Origin of the sequence: Pseudorhizobium banfieldiae (genome assembly GCF_000967425.1) — a bacterium.
GTDB classification, from domain to species: domain Bacteria; phylum Pseudomonadota; class Alphaproteobacteria; order Rhizobiales; family Rhizobiaceae; genus Neorhizobium; species Neorhizobium banfieldiae.
The window spans coordinates 1,781,854-1,797,494 of the sequence record NZ_FO082820.1 but is presented as its reverse complement, the minus strand read 5'-3'; the positions used below and the strand labels follow the sequence as shown (position 1 = coordinate 1,797,494).

Here is a 15,641-nt window from a genome sequence, read left to right as displayed (position 1 = left end):
ACTGTTCAACAAGCTGGTCCACTATGTCTGCTGCCGCGTTATTTCTTTGGGTCAATTTCCTCATCGGCGTGTGTTTCAGTGCGGTTTTCGCAGTGGTCTCCATTTACAGCCGCTGGCGCGCGTCCGCTCTTCTGTTCTCCGGCGGCCTCTTCGTCGCGTCGTTGACGATGATCTCCGAACTCGGCGTTGCCTATGCCAGCAATTCCGTACCCTGGTCCTTTGCTGTCTATGGAACGGTGCTGGCCGGGCTTGTCCTGCTGCATTGGGGCGTGTCCCTTCTCTACGATCGGCCGTTCTCGGCCCGGGCCGCTCTAGCAATATTTCTCCTGGGCATGGCCGGATATCTTATGGTGCGGGAAGTCCCGCGAACGTGGTGGGGGTACGGTTTCGTCTATCAGGGTCCCTATGCGGTGGTCACGTTCTCGGCCGCAATCACTGTCTTCCTCTCAGATCGCAAGACCGCGATGGACAAGACGCTCGGTTTCGTCCTGGCATTCAGCGGGGCGCATTTCCTGATCAAGGCGACCCTTGCGGCCCTAATGGGCCCGGGCGCGACCCCAAGTGCCTATATATCCACGTCCTATGCCGTCATGTCCCAGAGCATCACGGCAGTCCTGATCGTTGCCGTCGGGCTGATGCTTCTCGCTGTCCTGACACTGGACATCATGGCAGTGGAGCGGGGCCATGCAGAACATGACAGCCTGTCCGGGCTCGTCAATCGCCGAGGCTTCGAGAAAGCGGCGAAGAGGATAGTTGAAAGTTCTGGCGATCGTCAGCATGCAGTCATCCTGTGCGACATCGATCATTTCAAGTCGATCAACGACAGCTATGGTCACCACGCTGGCGATATGGTCATCAGTGCCTTCGCGACGATGATCACGACGTTGGCCGGAAACGGTGCGATCGTCGCGCGTATCGGCGGAGAGGAATTCGCGGTCCTGCTACCCGGGACATCTCCGACGATCGCCGTAGCCGTTGCCGACACGTTGAGGATCGGCACCCGCAAGATGATGGTTCCCTGTCTGCCCGGCGGTTCTGTCGTGACCGCCAGCTTCGGTGTCGCGGCTCTGCCTGCGAACGGTGATCTGGAGACTGCGTTGCGGCAAGCGGATGCGGCACTGTACGATGCCAAGCGAGGCGGCCGGGATCGAGTCCATCAGGCGCGCAGTCTGGCCGCTTGAGCGCCTGGATGCAGGCACACAGCCTGCAATAGCTCTGAACGCGAACGGCCGCCCGTTACGGCGGCCGCTAAAGCTAGCAGTGCTGTTGGCTTACCTAATCCGTTTGGCAGCGGGTTCAGGCACCAGATCGCCGTCTAGGCGACGGTCGAGATAATCCTCGCACTCCGCCAGCAAATGGTCGACCTGACCATTGAAGAAGTGGTTCGCACCTTCCACGGTCTTGTGCGTGATCAGGATGCCCTTCTGGGTCTTCAATTTGTCGACCAGACCCAGGACATCCTTTTCGGGCGCCACCTTGTCGGCATTGCCATGAATGATCAGGCCGGACGAGGGGCAGGGCGCCAGGAAGGAAAAATCATAGATATTCGGCTGTGGCGCGATCGACATGAAGCCTTCGATTTCGGGGCGGCGCATGAGAAGCTGCATCCCGATCCACGCGCCGAAGGAATACCCGGCGACCCAGCAGCTCTTGGAGTCCGGATGAAGGCTCTGGACCCAATCGAGAGCGGATGCCGCGTCCGAAAGTTCGCCTGCGCCGTGGTCGAACTCTCCCTGGCTGCGTCCGATGCCACGGAAATTGAACCGAAGCGTCGTGAAGCCGCGCTTCTGGAACATGTAGAAGAGCTGGTAGACGATCTGGTTGTTCATCGTGCCGCCGAACTGCGGATGCGGATGCAGGATGATCGCGATCGGCGCGCTTTTTTCCTTGGAAGGCTGGTAGCGGCCTTCCAGTCGACCTGCGGGGCCGTTGAAGATGACTTCGGGCATTGGTACTCCGGTCACGTGTTTTGGTCGGGCACTGAGCGTCAAGTAAGACTTGACGAAGCCGGTCAGCTTTTCTAGAACTCAGTTTAGAACCATTCGAAACTTGGGCCGCCTGATGGCCGGCTGACGTCTCTTACGGCAAGGCTGTTTTGAATTTCAAGAAAAATGCGGCTGCTCCGGCGCTGCGCTGGGTTGACCGGGTATCTAGGAAGGAAAACGGGTCGGGCAATGGCTTTGGCACGCGTCTACATGGACTGGAACGCGACCGCTCCGCTTATGGCTGAAGCGCGGCATGCTATGATCGACGCGTTCGCACTTCCCGGCAATGCTTCCTCCGTTCATGCCGAGGGCCGTGCGGCTCGGGCGGCTGTCGAGAAGGCGCGGCGTCATGTTGCCGCTCTTGTTGGGGCGGAGCCCGCTCATGTGATCTTCACCAGCGGGGCGACTGAAGCCATTAACCATGTGCTGACACCGGATTTCCGGATGGGGCGCTCACCACTCCAGGTAAGCCGCCTCTATGCTTCGGCGATCGAACACTCCGCCGTCCGCGAAGGCGGACGTTTCGCAACCGAGCAGATATGCCGGTTCGCCGCTACGCGCTCAGGTGTCGTGGATCTCGAGGCCCTGGAGCAGTCGCTGGCAGGACACGACCGGTCAGCCGGTCCGCCCATGGTGGCGTTGATGCTGGTCAATAACGAAACCGGGGTGATCCAGCCGGTTTCCGAAGCTGCGCAGATCGTCCGTCGGTTTGGCGGGCTGCTCATTGTGGACGCTGTCCAGGCTGTTGGTCGCATACCGGTGGATATTGCGGCTCTCGATGCGGATTTCCTGATCCTCACATCCCACAAGATCGGCGGCCCGAAGGGGGTGGGCGCCTTGGTCGCGCGGGGTGAGGCCTTGATGCCGGCTCCTCTCATCCGGGGCGGCGGCCAGGAGAAGGGTCACCGGTCGGGGACAGAGAGTTTTCACGCGATCATTGGCTTCGCGGCTGCGGCGGAAGCAGCACTTGAAGGATTAGGCGAGCGAATTTCTGAAATCTCCCGTTTGCGGGATGATCTCGAGGCTGGAATGCTGGCAGCAGCGTCGGACGTCATCATCCATGGGCGCGGCGTCGACCGAGTCGCCAATACCTGCTTTTTCAGCCTCCCGGGCTTGAAGTCGGAGACCGGGCAGATTGCATTCGATCTGGAAGGTATTGCGATCTCTGCAGGTTCGGCCTGCTCCTCCGGCAAAGTGGGGCAGAGCCAGGTGCTGACGGCCATGGGCTTTGAACAGGAAATCGGCGGCCTGCGGATTTCCCTTGGACCCACGACCACCCGAGACGACGTCGCAGCGACACTCGCCGCGTTCAAGAAGATTTCCGACCGGCGGCGTCCGGCAGGAGAGGCTGCCTAGCAGCAAGAAACTTGCGGAAAGGCAACTTTCCGCTTGCCGCGAGGTGTGAAACACGCCTTTTGGCAACTACATAAAGGCGGAACTTCCCGTCCGAACAAAGAGGTGCCGGCTCGACTGCCGGCTGACAGTTGGAGAACGCGCATGCCTGCCGTCCAGGAGACAATTGATCAGGTCCGTGGGATCGACATCGATCAGTATAAATACGGCTTCGAGACCGTCATCGAAGTGGACAAGGCCCCGAAAGGTCTTTCCGAAGACATCATCCGCTTCATTTCGGCGAAGAAGCAGGAGCCGGAATGGATGCTGGAATGGCGTCTGGACGCCTATCGCCGCTGGTTGACCATGGAAGAGCCGACCTGGGCACGCGTCGACTATCCGAAGATCGACTTCAACGACATCTACTATTACGCGGCGCCGAAGAACGTTACGGGCCCCACCTCGCTTGACGAGGTCGCTCCGGAGCTCCTGCGCACCTACGAGAAGCTCGGTATTCCGCTCCGCGAGCAGGAAATCCTCGCTGGCGTGAAGACTTCCAAGGTCGCCGTCGATGCTGTCTTCGACTCTGTCTCGGTCGTGACCACCTTCCGGAAGGAACTGGAGAAGGCCGGCGTGATCTTCATGTCGATTTCCGAGGCCATCCGCGAGCACCCAGACCTCATCAAGAAGTATCTCGGCTCGGTAGTTCCGACCACCGACAACTACTATGCGACGCTGAACTCCGCCGTCTTCACTGATGGTTCCTTCGTGTTCGTGCCGAAGGGCGTACGCTGCCCTATGGAGTTGTCGACGTACTTCCGTATCAACGAGAAGAATACGGGCCAGTTCGAGCGCACGTTGATCATCGCCGAAGAGGGCGCCTATGTCTCCTACCTGGAGGGTTGCACGGCGCCGCAGCGCGACGAAAACCAGTTGCATGCGGCGGTAGTCGAACTCGTTGCGCTGGATGATGCAGAGATCAAGTATTCGACCGTCCAGAACTGGTTCCCTGGCGATGCCCAGGGCAAGGGCGGCATCTACAACTTCGTCACCAAGCGCGGCGATTGCCGTGGCGCACGCTCCAAGATCTCCTGGACACAGGTCGAGACCGGTTCGGCGATCACGTGGAAGTATCCGAGCTGCATCCTGCGTGGCGACGACAGCCGCGGCGAGTTCTATTCGATTGCCGTTTCCAACGGCCACCAGCAGATCGACTCCGGTACGAAGATGATCCACCTCGGCAAGAACACGTCGAGCCGCATCATTTCGAAGGGGATTTCTGCCGGCAAGTCGCAGAACACCTATCGCGGCCAGGTTTCGATCCATCGTCGCGCCGAGAATGCCCGCAACTTCACCAATTGCGATTCGCTGCTGATCGGCGACAAGTGCGGCGCGCACACGGTGCCCTACATCGAGGTGAAGAACGCGTCCGGGCAGGTGGAGCACGAGGCGACGACCTCGAAGATTTCCGAGGACCAGAAGTTCTACGTCATGCAGCGCGGAATCCCGGAAGAGGAGGCGATCGCGCTCATCGTCAACGGCTTCGTCAAGGACGTTATCCAGGAGCTGCCGATGGAGTTCGCCGTCGAGGCGCAGAAGCTGATCGGCATCAGTCTCGAAGGTTCTGTGGGCTGACGCCATCAATTCGCAATCTACGTGCTCTGCACGCAACGATGTTTGTCCGAGAGGATTTGTAAATGCTTGAGATCAAGAACCTGCACGCCCGCATCGCCGAAGACGGCACCGAGATTATTCGCGGCCTGAACCTGACCGTAAAGCCGGGCGAAGTCGCAGCCATCATGGGGCCGAACGGCTCTGGCAAGTCGACCTTGTCGTATATCCTGTCCGGCCGCGAAGACTACGAAGTCACCGAGGGTGACATCCTCTACAACGGCGAGAGCATTCTTGAACTCGACCCGGCTGAGCGCGCCTCCAAGGGCATCTTCCTCGCTTTCCAGTACCCGGTCGAGATCCCGGGCGTTGCCACCATGCAGTTCCTCAAGATCGCGATGAACGAGCAGCGCAAGGCTCGTGGCGAAGAAGAACTCACGACCCCGGAATTCATGCGCCGGGTCAAGGAAGCCGCTGGCGAACTGAAGATCGATCCCGCCATGTTGCGCCGGCCGTTGAACGTCGGCTTCTCGGGTGGCGAGAAGAAGCGCGCGGAAATCCTGCAGATGGCGCTGCTCGAGCCGAAGCTCTGCATCCTGGACGAGACCGATTCCGGCCTCGATATCGATGCGCTGAAGATCGTCGCGGATGGCGTCAATGCGCTGAAGTCCCCCGATCGCGCCGTGATCGTCATCACGCACTACCAGCGCCTGCTCGAATACATCGTCCCGGACACGGTCCACGTGCTCTACAAGGGTCAGGTCATCCGCTCCGGAGACAAGAACCTGGCGCTCGAACTCGAAGCCAATGGCTATGCAGACATCATCGGGGAAGCTGCCTGAACCCCCGGGAAGGATGTAGACATGAACATTCAGATGACCAATCGCCTGACGGCAGCCGAAACGGCGCTGATCGAGGCCTATAATGAACAGATGGGGAGCCTGCCGGGCAACGGTGCTGTTGCGGGTACTCGCGACCGTCTGCTGGACGACTTGAAGACGTCCGGGCTCCCGACGCGCCGGGTCGAATCCTGGCACTATACGGACCTGCGCACGCTGCTGCGCGCTGTGCCGGCCTCGAACGTGGTGGCGCCGACGATTGAACCCGTTGCTTCGCTCATTGAAGGGGCAACGGTATTGCCGGTCCTTCAGGGTGCTGCTGCGCCGTCCGTTATCGTCGATGGCGCCGAGGTTTCTAGTTTTGCCGACACCCTCGTCAGCGGTGCGGCCGCGCAATCGCTCACGGCCCGTGACAAGGACGACGCGATTGGCAAAATCAACGGCAGCTTTGTCTGCGACGGTTACCAGATCAACGTGCCGGCCGGGGCAACGGTAGAAACGCCGATCGAACTGCAGGCGCTGCACGGGGCAGGGCAGGTTCATACCCGCTTCCCGGTGACGTTCGGCGCGGGTTCCCGGGCGACGATCGTTGAACGTCACCGCTCGGTGACTGGTGACGCCGCCTTCATATCCTCCATCAGCGACCTGACACTGGAAGAGGGCGCTGACGTGGTTTGGGTGATCCTGCAGGAGCAGGGCGCCGATGACACGCATCTCGGCCAGATCCGCGTGCGCTTTGCAGCCGAAGCGAAGCTGAAGCTCTTCGTCGTCAATGTCGGCGGCAAGTTGGTGCGCCAGGAACTGAGGATCGATGTCGAGGGCGAGGGAAGCGAACTGACCCTCCGCGGCGTCAATCTCCTCGGCCAGGAGACCCACACAGACGTCACGCTGGTGCTGGGCCACAACGTGCCGCACACCAGCTCGACCGAGATCATCCGCAACGTGGTCTTCGACCGGGCCAGGGGCGTCTTCCAGGGCATGATCCGCGTGGCACCTGACGCCCAGAAGACCGATGCCAAGATGGCGTGCAACACGCTCCTGCTGACGGACGACGGCGAGTTCTCCGTGAAGCCGGAACTGGAGATCTTCGCCGACGACGTGGTCTGCGGCCACGGTGCGACCGTCACGGACATCGACAAGAACCACCTCTACTATTTGCGTTCACGCGGGATCCCGGAGAACGTGGCGCGGGCCATGCTGGTCAATGCCTTCGTCGCCGAGATTGTCGAGGAACTCGAGGACGAAAAGCTGGTCGAAGCGCTGGAAAGCGTCATCTCGACCTGGCTGGAAAAGCACGCCTGACCATGGACCAGATCACGCCAGCGACAGAATACGATGTTGAAGCCATTCGCCGGGATTTTCCGATCCTGTCGCGGGAGGTCTACGGCAAGCCTCTGGTGTATCTGGACAATGGCGCCTCGGCCCAAAAGCCGCAGGTCGTGATCGACGCGATAGCAGACGCCTATTCGCAGGAATATGCGAATGTCCATCGCGGCTTGCACTTCTTGTCGAACGCGGCGACGGATGCCTATGAAGGCGCTCGCGAGAAGGTAAGACGGTTCCTCAACGCTCCATCGGTGGACGACATCGTCTTCACGAAGTCCTCCACTGAGGCCATCAATACGGTGGCGTATGGCTGGGGGATGCCGAAGATCGGCGAGGACGACGAGATCGTCATCACCATCATGGAGCATCACTCCAACATCGTGCCGTGGCATTTCATCCGGGGGCGACAGGGGGCGAAGCTGGTCTGGGTGCCGGTCGATGAGGACGGCGCCTTCCACATCGAGGACTTCGAGAAGTCGCTGACGGACAAGACTAAGCTGGTCGCTGTCACCCATATGTCGAACGCCCTGGGCACGGTGGTGCCCGTCAAGGAGGTCTGCCGTATCGCCCATGATCGCGGTATTCCGGTCTTGATCGACGGTAGCCAGGGCGCGGTTCACATGCCGGTGGACGTCCAGGACATCGACTGCGACTGGTACGTGATGACCGGCCACAAGCTCTACGGGCCCTCCGGCATCGGCGTGCTCTACGGCAAGAAGGAACGGCTGCAGGAGATGCGGCCTTTCCAGGGCGGCGGTGAGATGATCGTCGACGTCAGCGAAGACGAGATCACCTACAACGATCCGCCGCATCGGTTTGAAGCGGGAACGCCCCCGATCGTCCAGGCGATCGGCCTTGGCTACGCGCTCGACTATATCGACACAATCGGCCGCGAAGCGATCGCGAAGCATGAAGCCGATCTGGCGGCTTACGCTGCCGAGCGGCTGCGGGCGATCAATTCGCTGCGGATCATCGGCAATGCACCGGGGAAGGGCGCGATCTTCTCTTTCGAACTCGCCGGGATCCATGCCCATGACGTCTCGATGGTCATCGATCGCCGAGGTGTCGCCGTTCGTGCCGGTACCCATTGCGCGATGCCGCTCTTGAAGCGGTTCGGCGTTACCTCCACATGCCGCGCATCGTTCGGCATGTACAATACACGTGCCGAGGTCGACGCTCTCGCAGATGCGCTCGACTACGCCCGTACATTCTTTGCCTGAGGACCTTGCCATGGCCGTGGAAGACAGCGAACTGAAGTGGGATGCCCGCGAAGGCATCGTCCAGTCGGCGATCCCGCAGGAAGAACTGGCGCGGCTTAGCGATGACATCATCGCCGCACTGAAGACCGTTTATGATCCGGAAATTCCGGCGGACATCTTCGAGCTTGGACTGATCTACAAGATCGACATTGAGGATGATCGCATGGTCAAGATCGTCATGACCTTGACGGCCCCCGGCTGCCCCGTCGCCGGGGAGATGCCTGGCTGGGTGGAGAATGCGGTCGGAGCCGTGGAGGGCGTCTCTGGCGTCGAGGTGGAGATGACCTTCGATCCGCCGTGGACGCCGGAGCGGATGTCCGAAGAGGCGCAGGTCGCCGTCGGCTGGTATTGATCGCCTTACGGGCGGAACTTACATTGATCCAACAGCACCGGCCCTTGACGCCGGGGGTGGAAGGAGCATTGGCCCATGGGCTTTGCAGTAATGAGCATGACTGACGCCGCGGCCGACCGCGTTAAGGCGATCGTCGGGAACTCCGGTCCTGATGCCAAAGGCGTGCGCGTCGGCATCAAGAAGGGCGGTTGTGCCGGGATGGAGTACACGATCGATCTGGTCACGGAGCCTAATCCCAAGGACGACCTGATCGAGCACGCGGGTGCGCGCGTCTGGGTCGAGCCCTCTGCCGTCCTTTACCTCCTGGGCACCCGGATGGATTTCGAATCGACGAAGATGAGATCGGGCTTCACCTTTGTGAATCCAAACCAGACGTCGGCATGCGGCTGCGGTGAGTCAGTCGAATTGAAGCCGGCTGATCTGGCCGCATTGGCACGCGAGCGCGCCGAGCAGTCGCACGCAGGCTGAGCCGTCCGTCCGCTTCCTGCTGCGACTTTCTTCCAGCTTATTCATGGCGCAACGCGTCTATCGGGTTCATCTGCGCGGCGCGGCGGGCAGGGAAATAGCCGAATACGACGCCGATCACGGCTGAAAAGGCGAAAGCGACGAGGATGATCGTCGGGCTAGTCACGAAGGGGACGTTCAAGAGGCCGACCACGCCATAGGCGAGGCCAAGTCCGGTCAGAATTCCCGCCACGCCTCCGAAAACCGAGAGCATGACCGCCTCGACCAGGAACTGCGTCAGCACCTGGCTTTCCAGCGCACCGATCGCCAGACGAATGCCAATCTCCCGTGTTCGCTCAGTCACCGAGACGAGCATGATGTTCATGATGCCGATACCCCCGACAAGCAGGCTGACGGCAGCCACTGCGCCGAGAAGCCCCGTCAGCAATGTCGTAGTACCGGTCATTGCCGCTGCCATCTGCGACATGTCCGCGACGGAGAAGTCATCATCGCGGCCGATTCCGATCCGGCGGCGCTCGCGCAAGAGGCTTTCGACGTCGGCCTGCACCATGGCGGTGGAGACGCCATCCTGGGCCGAGAGGGTGATGCTGGAAATGGTGGTGGTGCCGCCGATACGCCGCTGGTGCAGCTTCAGCGGCATGATGACCGTGTCATCCTGATCGTCCCCCAAGCCCGATTGGCCCTTCGGAGCAAGGAGCCCGACCACCGGGCATGCAATATTGCTGACACGGATTGTTTGCCCTACCGGATCAGCCGTGCCGAAAAGCTCCCGCCTGACCGTCTCTCCAATGAAACAGGCCGCCTGGCCGCGCTCCTCGCCGGGAAGGAAAGCCCGCCCGGAGGCCAGATCCCAGTCCTGCGCGATCAGGTAGTCGTTGGTGGTGCCTATCACGCTGGAGGAGCGGTTCTCTCCCCCTGCGATGATGGTGGCACTACCACGGTTGACGGGGGCGACGGCGCGCAGCCCGCTTATCTGATTGCGGATCGCCTCGACGTCACCGTCATCGAACCGCTTTGCTTCCGTGCTCGCGCGGCCGGGTCCCCACTGTCCTGGGCGGACGAAAAGCGTATTAGTTCCGAGACGCGTGAGTTCCGCCTGAACCTGGGCGGTCGTGCCGTTGCCGATGGTGACCATCGCAATCACGGCCGCCACGCCGATGACGACACCGAGCACGGTCAGAAAGGATCGCAGGAAGTTGCGTCGGATCGCTCTCAGGGCGAGCTTCGCCGTCTCAAGGAACATGCCGGGCCTCCCGGACATGGCTCTCATCGCTGGCAAGCCTGCCGTCGACGAAGCGGAGGAGGCGCCGGCCGTAGGCAGCGATGTCCTCTTCATGCGTGACCATGATGACCGTGATGTTCCGCTCGCGGTTCAAGCGGGAGATCAGATCCATGATCTCCCGGCTGGTCTTGGTGTCGAGATTACCAGTAGGCTCGTCGGCAAGCAGCACGGCGGGATCGGTGACGATCGCCCTGGCGATTGCTACCCGTTGTTGCTGGCCGCCGGAAAGTTCCTGTGTGGTGTGGCTTTCACGGCCTTGAAGCCCCACCTGCTCGAGGGCTTGCTGTGCAAGCTTGCGCCGTTTCCGCGCGGGCAGGCCGCGATAAACCAGTGGGAGCTCGACATTCTCGATCGCCGAGGTGCGCGCCAGGAGATTGAAACCCTGGAACACGAAGCCAAGCATGTGGCGACGCAGCAGAGTCAGTTGAGTCCGGGTAAAGTTGGCGGTCGGGATGCCCTGAAACAGGTACTCGCCGGAGGAGGGCACGTCCAAGCCTCCGACAATGTTCATGGCCGTGGACTTTCCGGAACCCGAGGGACCCATGATCGACACAAACTCGCCTTGGCTGATGGCCAGGTCGACATGATCAAGTGCGCGGATCGTTGCCTCGCCGCGCCCGTAGAATTTTGAGACCTGCCGTAACTCGATGAAGGGTTGGTTGTCCATCGACTCGTCAACCGTTGCGGGCGGTTGCGTTGGTGATCACCAGATCGCCTTCCTCAAGTTCGCCGGAACGCACGACCGTCGATTGCCCGTCGGAGGGTCCGGTTTCCAAAGTCACGCGCTGCGGCGTGCCGCCACGGAGAACCCATACGCTTCGGCTGGCTTCGTCACGCCCTGACTGGCGCCCGCCTCCCATGCGTGGCGGGCGGAAAAGGCGGGTCAGGATACTTCCGCTGCTACCGGTGCGGACGGCCGGCGGACTATAGCGAAGGGCCGCATTCGGCACGAGCAGCGCGTCTTCCACCGACTCGACTACGATATCAGCTGTCGCCGTCATCCCCGGCCGCAGCAGAAGGTCGTTATTCTCGACGGTCAGGATCGCCTTGTAGGTGACGACATTTGAAACCGTCTCGGGAGCGAAGCGAACGGTCTGGATCCGGGCAGGGAAGTGCTGATCCGGATAGGCATCCACGGCGAAAGTCGCCTCCTGTCCCTCGTTCACTTGCCCCACATCCGCCTCGTCGACCGCCACCTGCAACTCCATCTGCCGAAGGTCGCCGGCAATAGTGAAGAGGATTGGCGCATTGAGGGAGGAGGCGACGGTCTGGCCCGGCTCCACATCCCGCGTCAGGATCACGCCATCGATCGGTGAGATGATCTTGGACTTGCCGAGGTTCACTTCAGCCAGACGCAGGCTTGCTTCGGCGGCCTGGACCGATGCCTCGCTGACTGCCTTGGCGGCGATCGCGGCTTCGTGCGCGAAGCGGGCCGAATCAAGGTCCTGCCGGCTGCTGATGTTGCGATCAGCAAGCGCTGTAAGGCGATCCAGAGCCGTCTTCGCTGATGCAACCTCAGTCTCTGCCTTCAGGAGGTTGGCGCGGGCGGAGGCGACCTGCGCACGGGCATTTTCCAGATCGGCCTGCAATTTGTTGGTATCGAGTTCGGCCAGAACCGCGCCTGCCTTGACCGAGGAGTTGTAGGTCACATTCACTGCCCGAATTGTACCGGAGAGCTCGCTGGAGATATCCACCTGGTCGGTCGGCTGCACGGAACCGGTCGCGGTGACAATGACCTGCAGATCGCCGCGCTCAAGGGGGGCTGTCGTATAATTGTATGCCTCGCCGTCGCCCTGAAAATATAGATATCCGCCGATGGCGCCGGAGAGAAGTGCAAGGAGGATCACGCTCCACCAAAGCCGAGAGCTTCGCGGCTTGCGGCCCTGGGCTGCCAGGATCGCGGCAAGATCCGGAACGGCGTCGGCCTTCTGTCTCTCGATGTCGGTCTCGACTTTCAATGTTCCTGTTCCTCGTTCGCCGTCCCGACAAGCCTAGACGCAAGCAGTCCGGACGACCCTGCGCCAGATCAATCGGTTGCGGATGCAATCTGCAGATGCCACGCGGGCCAGGGAAGACCAACTTAAACTTCGGTAACCTTGATTCTGGCCGTACCGGAAGTGCCACCACCCCGATTGCCGGCTGGAACATTCCTGCTAAGAGATTCGTGCCCAATCATGGGCAGGAGATTTCAAATCGTGATCAAGACAAGCATGGCCGCCGTCGCTACCCTGACGGCTGTTTTCGTATCTGCAGGCGTGGCGCAGGCGGAAGATCTCGTCTTCACCCTGAAGAACTCGACCAATTCCACGCTTGAGCGCTTCTACACCTCGCCAGTCGGCGTCGATGAATGGGAAGAAGACGTCTTTGGAAATGACGTGCTTGAGCCGGGTGAGAGCATCCGCATCACGATCGCGGATGGCCGCAGCGTCTGCGAATACGACATGCGCTTCGAGTTTTCCGCGGATTCGGATCTGGATACGACCGAGGACAGCCAGAACCTTTGCGAAATGGGTTCCTACGAAATCCACGAGTAGGACAACCGCGCCGCGCTACCGAACAAGCGGCGACGACGGTTCTCACCGATCCTCGAGAAGGAGGTGCCGTGTTCGCGGTGCCTCCTACTGTATCCGGGTCTCTGTCTGCTCCGGCGACGGAACGCCGAAGCGTTCCTGGCGGAAGTCGTCTTCGCTGGACAACCCTGCCAGCCGAGCTCCTTTCTCGGAACCAGGCTGAGATGAGGGGGTAATGTTTGACGGCCACAGGAAAACGGCCAGGACGTAAACGGTCATTGCTGTAAGGAAGGTGAGGATGATCTGCTTCCGGGACATGGCTTCGTCCTCCGTCAGTAGGATGGTTCCTATGCCTCGCCTCTGGCCAAGCACTAGTTCTCGGCTGACATCTCCATCGGCGAGGCCATGATATCCGACTCGCCGATCGACCGATCGACGTACTTGAATGCGAGGATGCTCAGGACTGACGCGAGCATCACGACGAAAATAATGCGCATGGAGAACTCCTTGAGCCTCACAACCCCCAGAGGGCAAAGAGGTTCCGCGCCGGCCGAGCGGCGATGAATCATGTCACAGGCCTCACCGGCAGACGGACAGTCGGATCAGCTTCAAGCAGCAGAGTAGATCTGGTCGATGACGGCCGCCGCTGCGGTGTATTCGCTGCATGCGGGATCGAACCGGCCGCCCGACTGAAGCCTGCGGGCCCAGTCTACGGCGGCCCTTCCGCCCCAGGCTTCCGGAGGCTCGGACAACGGAGCCCGAGATGTCCCCTGGAAGCGCTCCGCAACGAAGTCGTAGAAGGAGCCGCTCACGTTCCGCATTTCTGCGCCTCCGCCGGTGCCGTAGAAGCTCGCTCCGATGATCGCATCGGTCCCAGCCTGGAGGCGCCACGAGCAGGTCAGCCTCAGAACAGTGCCCATCGAAAGCTCGATCGTGGCCGTGGCAAAATCCTCGACCTCGGCGGCCTGCCCAGAAATTCGCCGGCCCTGGTGGAAGAGTTGCGACGATACCTTCTCCACCTGCGGGAAATCGAGAGCCCACAGCGCGAGATCTGCCAGATGGATGCCGAGATCCATCACACAGCCTCCACCCGAAAGCTGCTTGTCATAGAACCAGGGTTTGTCTGGTCCATAGGCATTGTGGAAGACGAGATCGACCGCGTAAACTGACCCGAGCTCGCCATTCTGCAGGAGGGTATGGATGTGCTCCATGCCCTGCGTGTGACGGTAGGACAGATCGACGCCGAGCAGGCGATCGGCTTTGCGGGCGGCATCGACGACCGCTTCCACTTCGCGTGCATTGCGACTCAGCGGCTTCTGGCAGAAGACAGCAAAGCCAGCCTCGAGCGCCTGGATCGACTGGGCGGCATGCTGCGCGCTGGGGGTGGCGATGACGATGCCGTCCAGTTCGTGCCGAAGGAGTTCATCGAACCCGTCAACGACCTTGGCGGCCGGCGCGATCCGGCGAGCTTCCTCGACCATCTCCGGAGACGCATCCGCGATTACAACTGCTTCTCCTGCCCCGGAAGAAAGGATTGCCTCCATGCGATGACGCCCGATCCAGCCGACGCCGAGAAAGCCGAGCCGCGCCGGGCGGGAGCCAGCCGGCATTGTGCTGCTGCGCAATACCTCGTTCATCGGAAGGTCACCAGCGCCTTTAGAAAACCCTCCGGGCGTTCTCTGGTCATGTCTAGCGCCTGGTCGAGCTGATCAAGTCGGAAGCGGTGGGTGTAGAGCGAGGAGGGGTCGAGGCGTCCCTCGGCGACGGCATCGACGGCTTCACGGATGCCCCGGATGTACTCAGCGGGGTCCCGCTCATGCGCATTGATGACATCGAGCCCCCGCCAGTTCCACAACTGCATGTTGACCTGCCGCGCTTCATCCTGATGATAACCAGCAATCACCAGCCTGCCGCGCTCTCTGGTCAGTTCGGCGGCAAGGTCAAGAGGCCACTGTTTGCCGACCGCTTCGATAACCCGGTCGCACATCCTATTGTCGGTGAGGCGTTTTACCTCTTCGATGATCTGCCAGTGATCCTCCATGGGGATACACTCGGTCGCCCCCATCCGGCGCGCCACCTCCAGGGAATAGGTGCGGCGCGAGATGGCGATCAACCGCGCGCCGGCCGCGGTCGCGAGTTGCGTCAGCAGCGCTCCCAGGAAGCCGATTCCGATGATCGCCACCGTCTGGCCTGCGCGGATTTCGCTGCGGCGGAAGATGTTCATTGCGCAGCCCAGTGGTTCGCCGGGAAAGGGCGTGTCTTCGAGCGCGTCTGGAAGGGGCACCACTTTGTCCGCGTCAGCAACGTCATGGCTTGCGTAGGCACGGTATGACAAGGCTGCGACGCGGTCTCCGAATTTCAGGCCGTCGACGCCTTCGCCGAGCGCCTCGATATACCCCCAGCCCTCATGCCCAAGGTCACCGGGTTCTGTCGGGAACTTCATCCAATCGGGTCCTGCCCAGGGGGTAAGGTTGGACGCGCATACGCCGCAGCCTTCCAGCCTGATCCTGACCTGGCCCTGTCCCGGCTGCGGCAGTGGTCGCTGTTCCACGACGATCGTCCCGGGGGCAGTGATGATGGCGGCGCTCATCAACTCCGTCCTGGAACTGGTCATGATATTCATTCGCGTCGTCTCCCTCGCATTTCGTCAGGCGCCCTTCTTCAGCAGGAGCGGCTGTCG

Annotated in this window: 17 protein-coding genes; 9 read left to right on the top strand and 8 right to left on the bottom strand. The window is 61.2% G+C overall.

Annotation, left to right across the window (positions count from 1 at the left end):
• Positions 1–92 precede the first annotated feature (92 nt).
• Positions 93–1,181 (top strand): GGDEF domain-containing protein, encoded by a 1,089-nt coding sequence (locus NT26_RS08895; protein ID WP_162197785.1) that lies wholly within the window; start codon positions 93–95, stop codon positions 1,179–1,181.
• A gap of 90 nt (positions 1,182–1,271) precedes the next feature.
• Here NT26_RS08895 and NT26_RS08890 read toward each other — a convergent pair whose 3' ends face one another.
• Positions 1,272–1,949 (bottom strand): alpha/beta hydrolase, encoded by a 678-nt coding sequence (locus tag NT26_RS08890; protein WP_052638443.1) that lies wholly within the window; start codon positions 1,947–1,949, stop codon positions 1,272–1,274.
• 225 nt (positions 1,950–2,174) lie between these two features.
• On the opposite strand from NT26_RS08890, the gene NT26_RS08885 reads away from it, so the two are divergent.
• From NT26_RS08885 to sufA, 7 genes are all read left to right on the top strand, one after another.
• The gene (locus NT26_RS08885; protein ID WP_052638442.1) at positions 2,175–3,341 is read left to right on the top strand and encodes a cysteine desulfurase family protein; all 1,167 of its coding nucleotides are present in this window, start codon (positions 2,175–2,177) and stop codon (positions 3,339–3,341) included.
• 141 nt (positions 3,342–3,482) lie between these two features.
• Entirely contained in the window at positions 3,483–4,952 is a 1,470-nt protein-coding gene (gene sufB, locus NT26_RS08880; protein WP_052638441.1) for a Fe-S cluster assembly protein SufB, read from the top strand.
• A 62-nt stretch (positions 4,953–5,014) separates the two neighbouring features.
• On the top strand, positions 5,015–5,770 hold the full coding sequence (gene sufC / locus NT26_RS08875; RefSeq protein WP_052638440.1) for a Fe-S cluster assembly ATPase SufC: 756 nt from the start codon (positions 5,015–5,017) through the stop codon (positions 5,768–5,770).
• A gap of 21 nt (positions 5,771–5,791) precedes the next feature.
• Positions 5,792–7,069 (top strand): Fe-S cluster assembly protein SufD, encoded by a 1,278-nt coding sequence (gene sufD / locus NT26_RS08870; RefSeq protein WP_052638439.1) that lies wholly within the window; start codon positions 5,792–5,794, stop codon positions 7,067–7,069.
• Between the two features lie 2 nt (positions 7,070–7,071).
• The gene (locus NT26_RS08865; protein ID WP_052638438.1) at positions 7,072–8,313 is read left to right on the top strand and encodes a cysteine desulfurase; all 1,242 of its coding nucleotides are present in this window, start codon (positions 7,072–7,074) and stop codon (positions 8,311–8,313) included.
• A 10-nt stretch (positions 8,314–8,323) separates the two neighbouring features.
• Positions 8,324–8,704 (top strand): SUF system Fe-S cluster assembly protein, encoded by a 381-nt coding sequence (locus tag NT26_RS08860; protein ID WP_052638437.1) that lies wholly within the window; start codon positions 8,324–8,326, stop codon positions 8,702–8,704.
• Positions 8,705–8,779: 75 nt separating this feature from the next.
• The gene (sufA, locus tag NT26_RS08855) at positions 8,780–9,172 is read left to right on the top strand and encodes a Fe-S cluster assembly scaffold SufA (RefSeq protein ID WP_052638436.1); all 393 of its coding nucleotides are present in this window, start codon (positions 8,780–8,782) and stop codon (positions 9,170–9,172) included.
• Positions 9,173–9,209: 37 nt separating this feature from the next.
• Here the strand turns inward: sufA and NT26_RS08850 are convergent, their stop codons facing one another.
• From NT26_RS08850 to NT26_RS08840, 3 genes are read right to left on the bottom strand one after another with little or no spacing between them, the layout of a single operon-like run.
• Positions 9,210–10,412 (bottom strand): ABC transporter permease, encoded by a 1,203-nt coding sequence (locus NT26_RS08850; RefSeq protein ID WP_052638435.1) that lies wholly within the window; start codon positions 10,410–10,412, stop codon positions 9,210–9,212.
• Complete coding sequence (locus NT26_RS08845; RefSeq protein WP_052638434.1) at positions 10,402–11,118, bottom strand: ABC transporter ATP-binding protein; 717 nt, start codon at positions 11,116–11,118, stop codon at positions 10,402–10,404. The genes NT26_RS08850 and NT26_RS08845 overlap by 11 nt, the downstream gene beginning before the upstream one ends.
• 7 nt (positions 11,119–11,125) lie before the next feature.
• Positions 11,126–12,409 carry an efflux RND transporter periplasmic adaptor subunit gene (locus NT26_RS08840; protein ID WP_052638433.1) on the bottom strand — a complete coding sequence of 428 codons (1,284 nt, stop codon included), beginning with the start codon at positions 12,407–12,409 and terminating at the stop codon, positions 11,126–11,128.
• 252 nt (positions 12,410–12,661) lie between these two features.
• Here NT26_RS08840 and NT26_RS08835 point away from each other — a divergent pair, with 252 nt between their 5' ends.
• Positions 12,662–12,985, top strand: coding sequence for a hypothetical protein (locus NT26_RS08835; RefSeq protein ID WP_152338662.1), 324 nt, complete (start codon positions 12,662–12,664; stop codon positions 12,983–12,985).
• Between the two features lie 84 nt (positions 12,986–13,069).
• Here NT26_RS08835 and NT26_RS08830 read toward each other — a convergent pair whose 3' ends face one another.
• The 4 genes from NT26_RS08830 to NT26_RS08820 all read right to left on the bottom strand — a co-directional run bounded on the left by NT26_RS08830 (position 13,070) and on the right by NT26_RS08820 (position 15,584).
• Positions 13,070–13,279: a hypothetical protein gene (locus NT26_RS08830; protein WP_152337475.1), complete on the bottom strand. Its 210-nt coding sequence runs from the start codon at positions 13,277–13,279 to the stop codon at positions 13,070–13,072.
• 53 nt (positions 13,280–13,332) lie between these two features.
• Positions 13,333–13,458, bottom strand: a complete 126-nt coding sequence (locus tag NT26_RS23290; protein WP_268876990.1) for a hypothetical protein — start codon at positions 13,456–13,458, stop codon at positions 13,333–13,335.
• 111 nt (positions 13,459–13,569) lie between these two features.
• Entirely contained in the window at positions 13,570–14,598 is a 1,029-nt protein-coding gene (locus NT26_RS08825) for a Gfo/Idh/MocA family protein (RefSeq protein WP_052638431.1), read from the bottom strand.
• Positions 14,595–15,584, bottom strand: a complete 990-nt coding sequence (locus NT26_RS08820) for an MDR/zinc-dependent alcohol dehydrogenase-like family protein (protein WP_052638430.1) — start codon at positions 15,582–15,584, stop codon at positions 14,595–14,597. The genes NT26_RS08825 and NT26_RS08820 overlap by 4 nt, the downstream gene beginning before the upstream one ends.
• Between the last annotated feature and the right edge of the window lie 57 nt (positions 15,585–15,641).

Bases quoted from the DNA above. Each gene is read 5' to 3' on its own strand.
- NT26_RS08850 (WP_052638435.1), bottom strand. From the start codon at position 10,412: ATGTTCCTTGAGACGGCGAAGCTCGCCCTGAGAGCGATCCGACGCAAC.
- sufD (WP_052638439.1), top strand. From the start codon at position 5,792: ATGAACATTCAGATGACCAATCGCCTGACGGCAGCCGAAACGGCGCTG.
- sufB (WP_052638441.1), top strand. From the start codon at position 3,483: ATGCCTGCCGTCCAGGAGACAATTGATCAGGTCCGTGGGATCGACATC.
- NT26_RS08885 (WP_052638442.1), top strand. From the start codon at position 2,175: ATGGCTTTGGCACGCGTCTACATGGACTGGAACGCGACCGCTCCGCTT.
- NT26_RS08835 (WP_152338662.1), top strand. From the start codon at position 12,662: ATGGCCGCCGTCGCTACCCTGACGGCTGTTTTCGTATCTGCAGGCGTG.
- NT26_RS08860 (WP_052638437.1), top strand. From the start codon at position 8,324: ATGGCCGTGGAAGACAGCGAACTGAAGTGGGATGCCCGCGAAGGCATC.
- NT26_RS08830 (WP_152337475.1), bottom strand. From the start codon at position 13,279: ATGTCCCGGAAGCAGATCATCCTCACCTTCCTTACAGCAATGACCGTT.
- NT26_RS08845 (WP_052638434.1), bottom strand. From the start codon at position 11,118: ATGGACAACCAACCCTTCATCGAGTTACGGCAGGTCTCAAAATTCTAC.
- NT26_RS08820 (WP_052638430.1), bottom strand. From the start codon at position 15,584: ATGAATATCATGACCAGTTCCAGGACGGAGTTGATGAGCGCCGCCATC.
- NT26_RS23290 (WP_268876990.1), bottom strand. From the start codon at position 13,458: ATGCGCATTATTTTCGTCGTGATGCTCGCGTCAGTCCTGAGCATCCTC.
- sufC (WP_052638440.1), top strand. From the start codon at position 5,015: ATGCTTGAGATCAAGAACCTGCACGCCCGCATCGCCGAAGACGGCACC.
- NT26_RS08825 (WP_052638431.1), bottom strand. From the start codon at position 14,598: ATGAACGAGGTATTGCGCAGCAGCACAATGCCGGCTGGCTCCCGCCCG.
- NT26_RS08890 (WP_052638443.1), bottom strand. From the start codon at position 1,949: ATGCCCGAAGTCATCTTCAACGGCCCCGCAGGTCGACTGGAAGGCCGC.
- sufA (WP_052638436.1), top strand. From the start codon at position 8,780: ATGGGCTTTGCAGTAATGAGCATGACTGACGCCGCGGCCGACCGCGTT.
- NT26_RS08865 (WP_052638438.1), top strand. From the start codon at position 7,072: ATGGACCAGATCACGCCAGCGACAGAATACGATGTTGAAGCCATTCGC.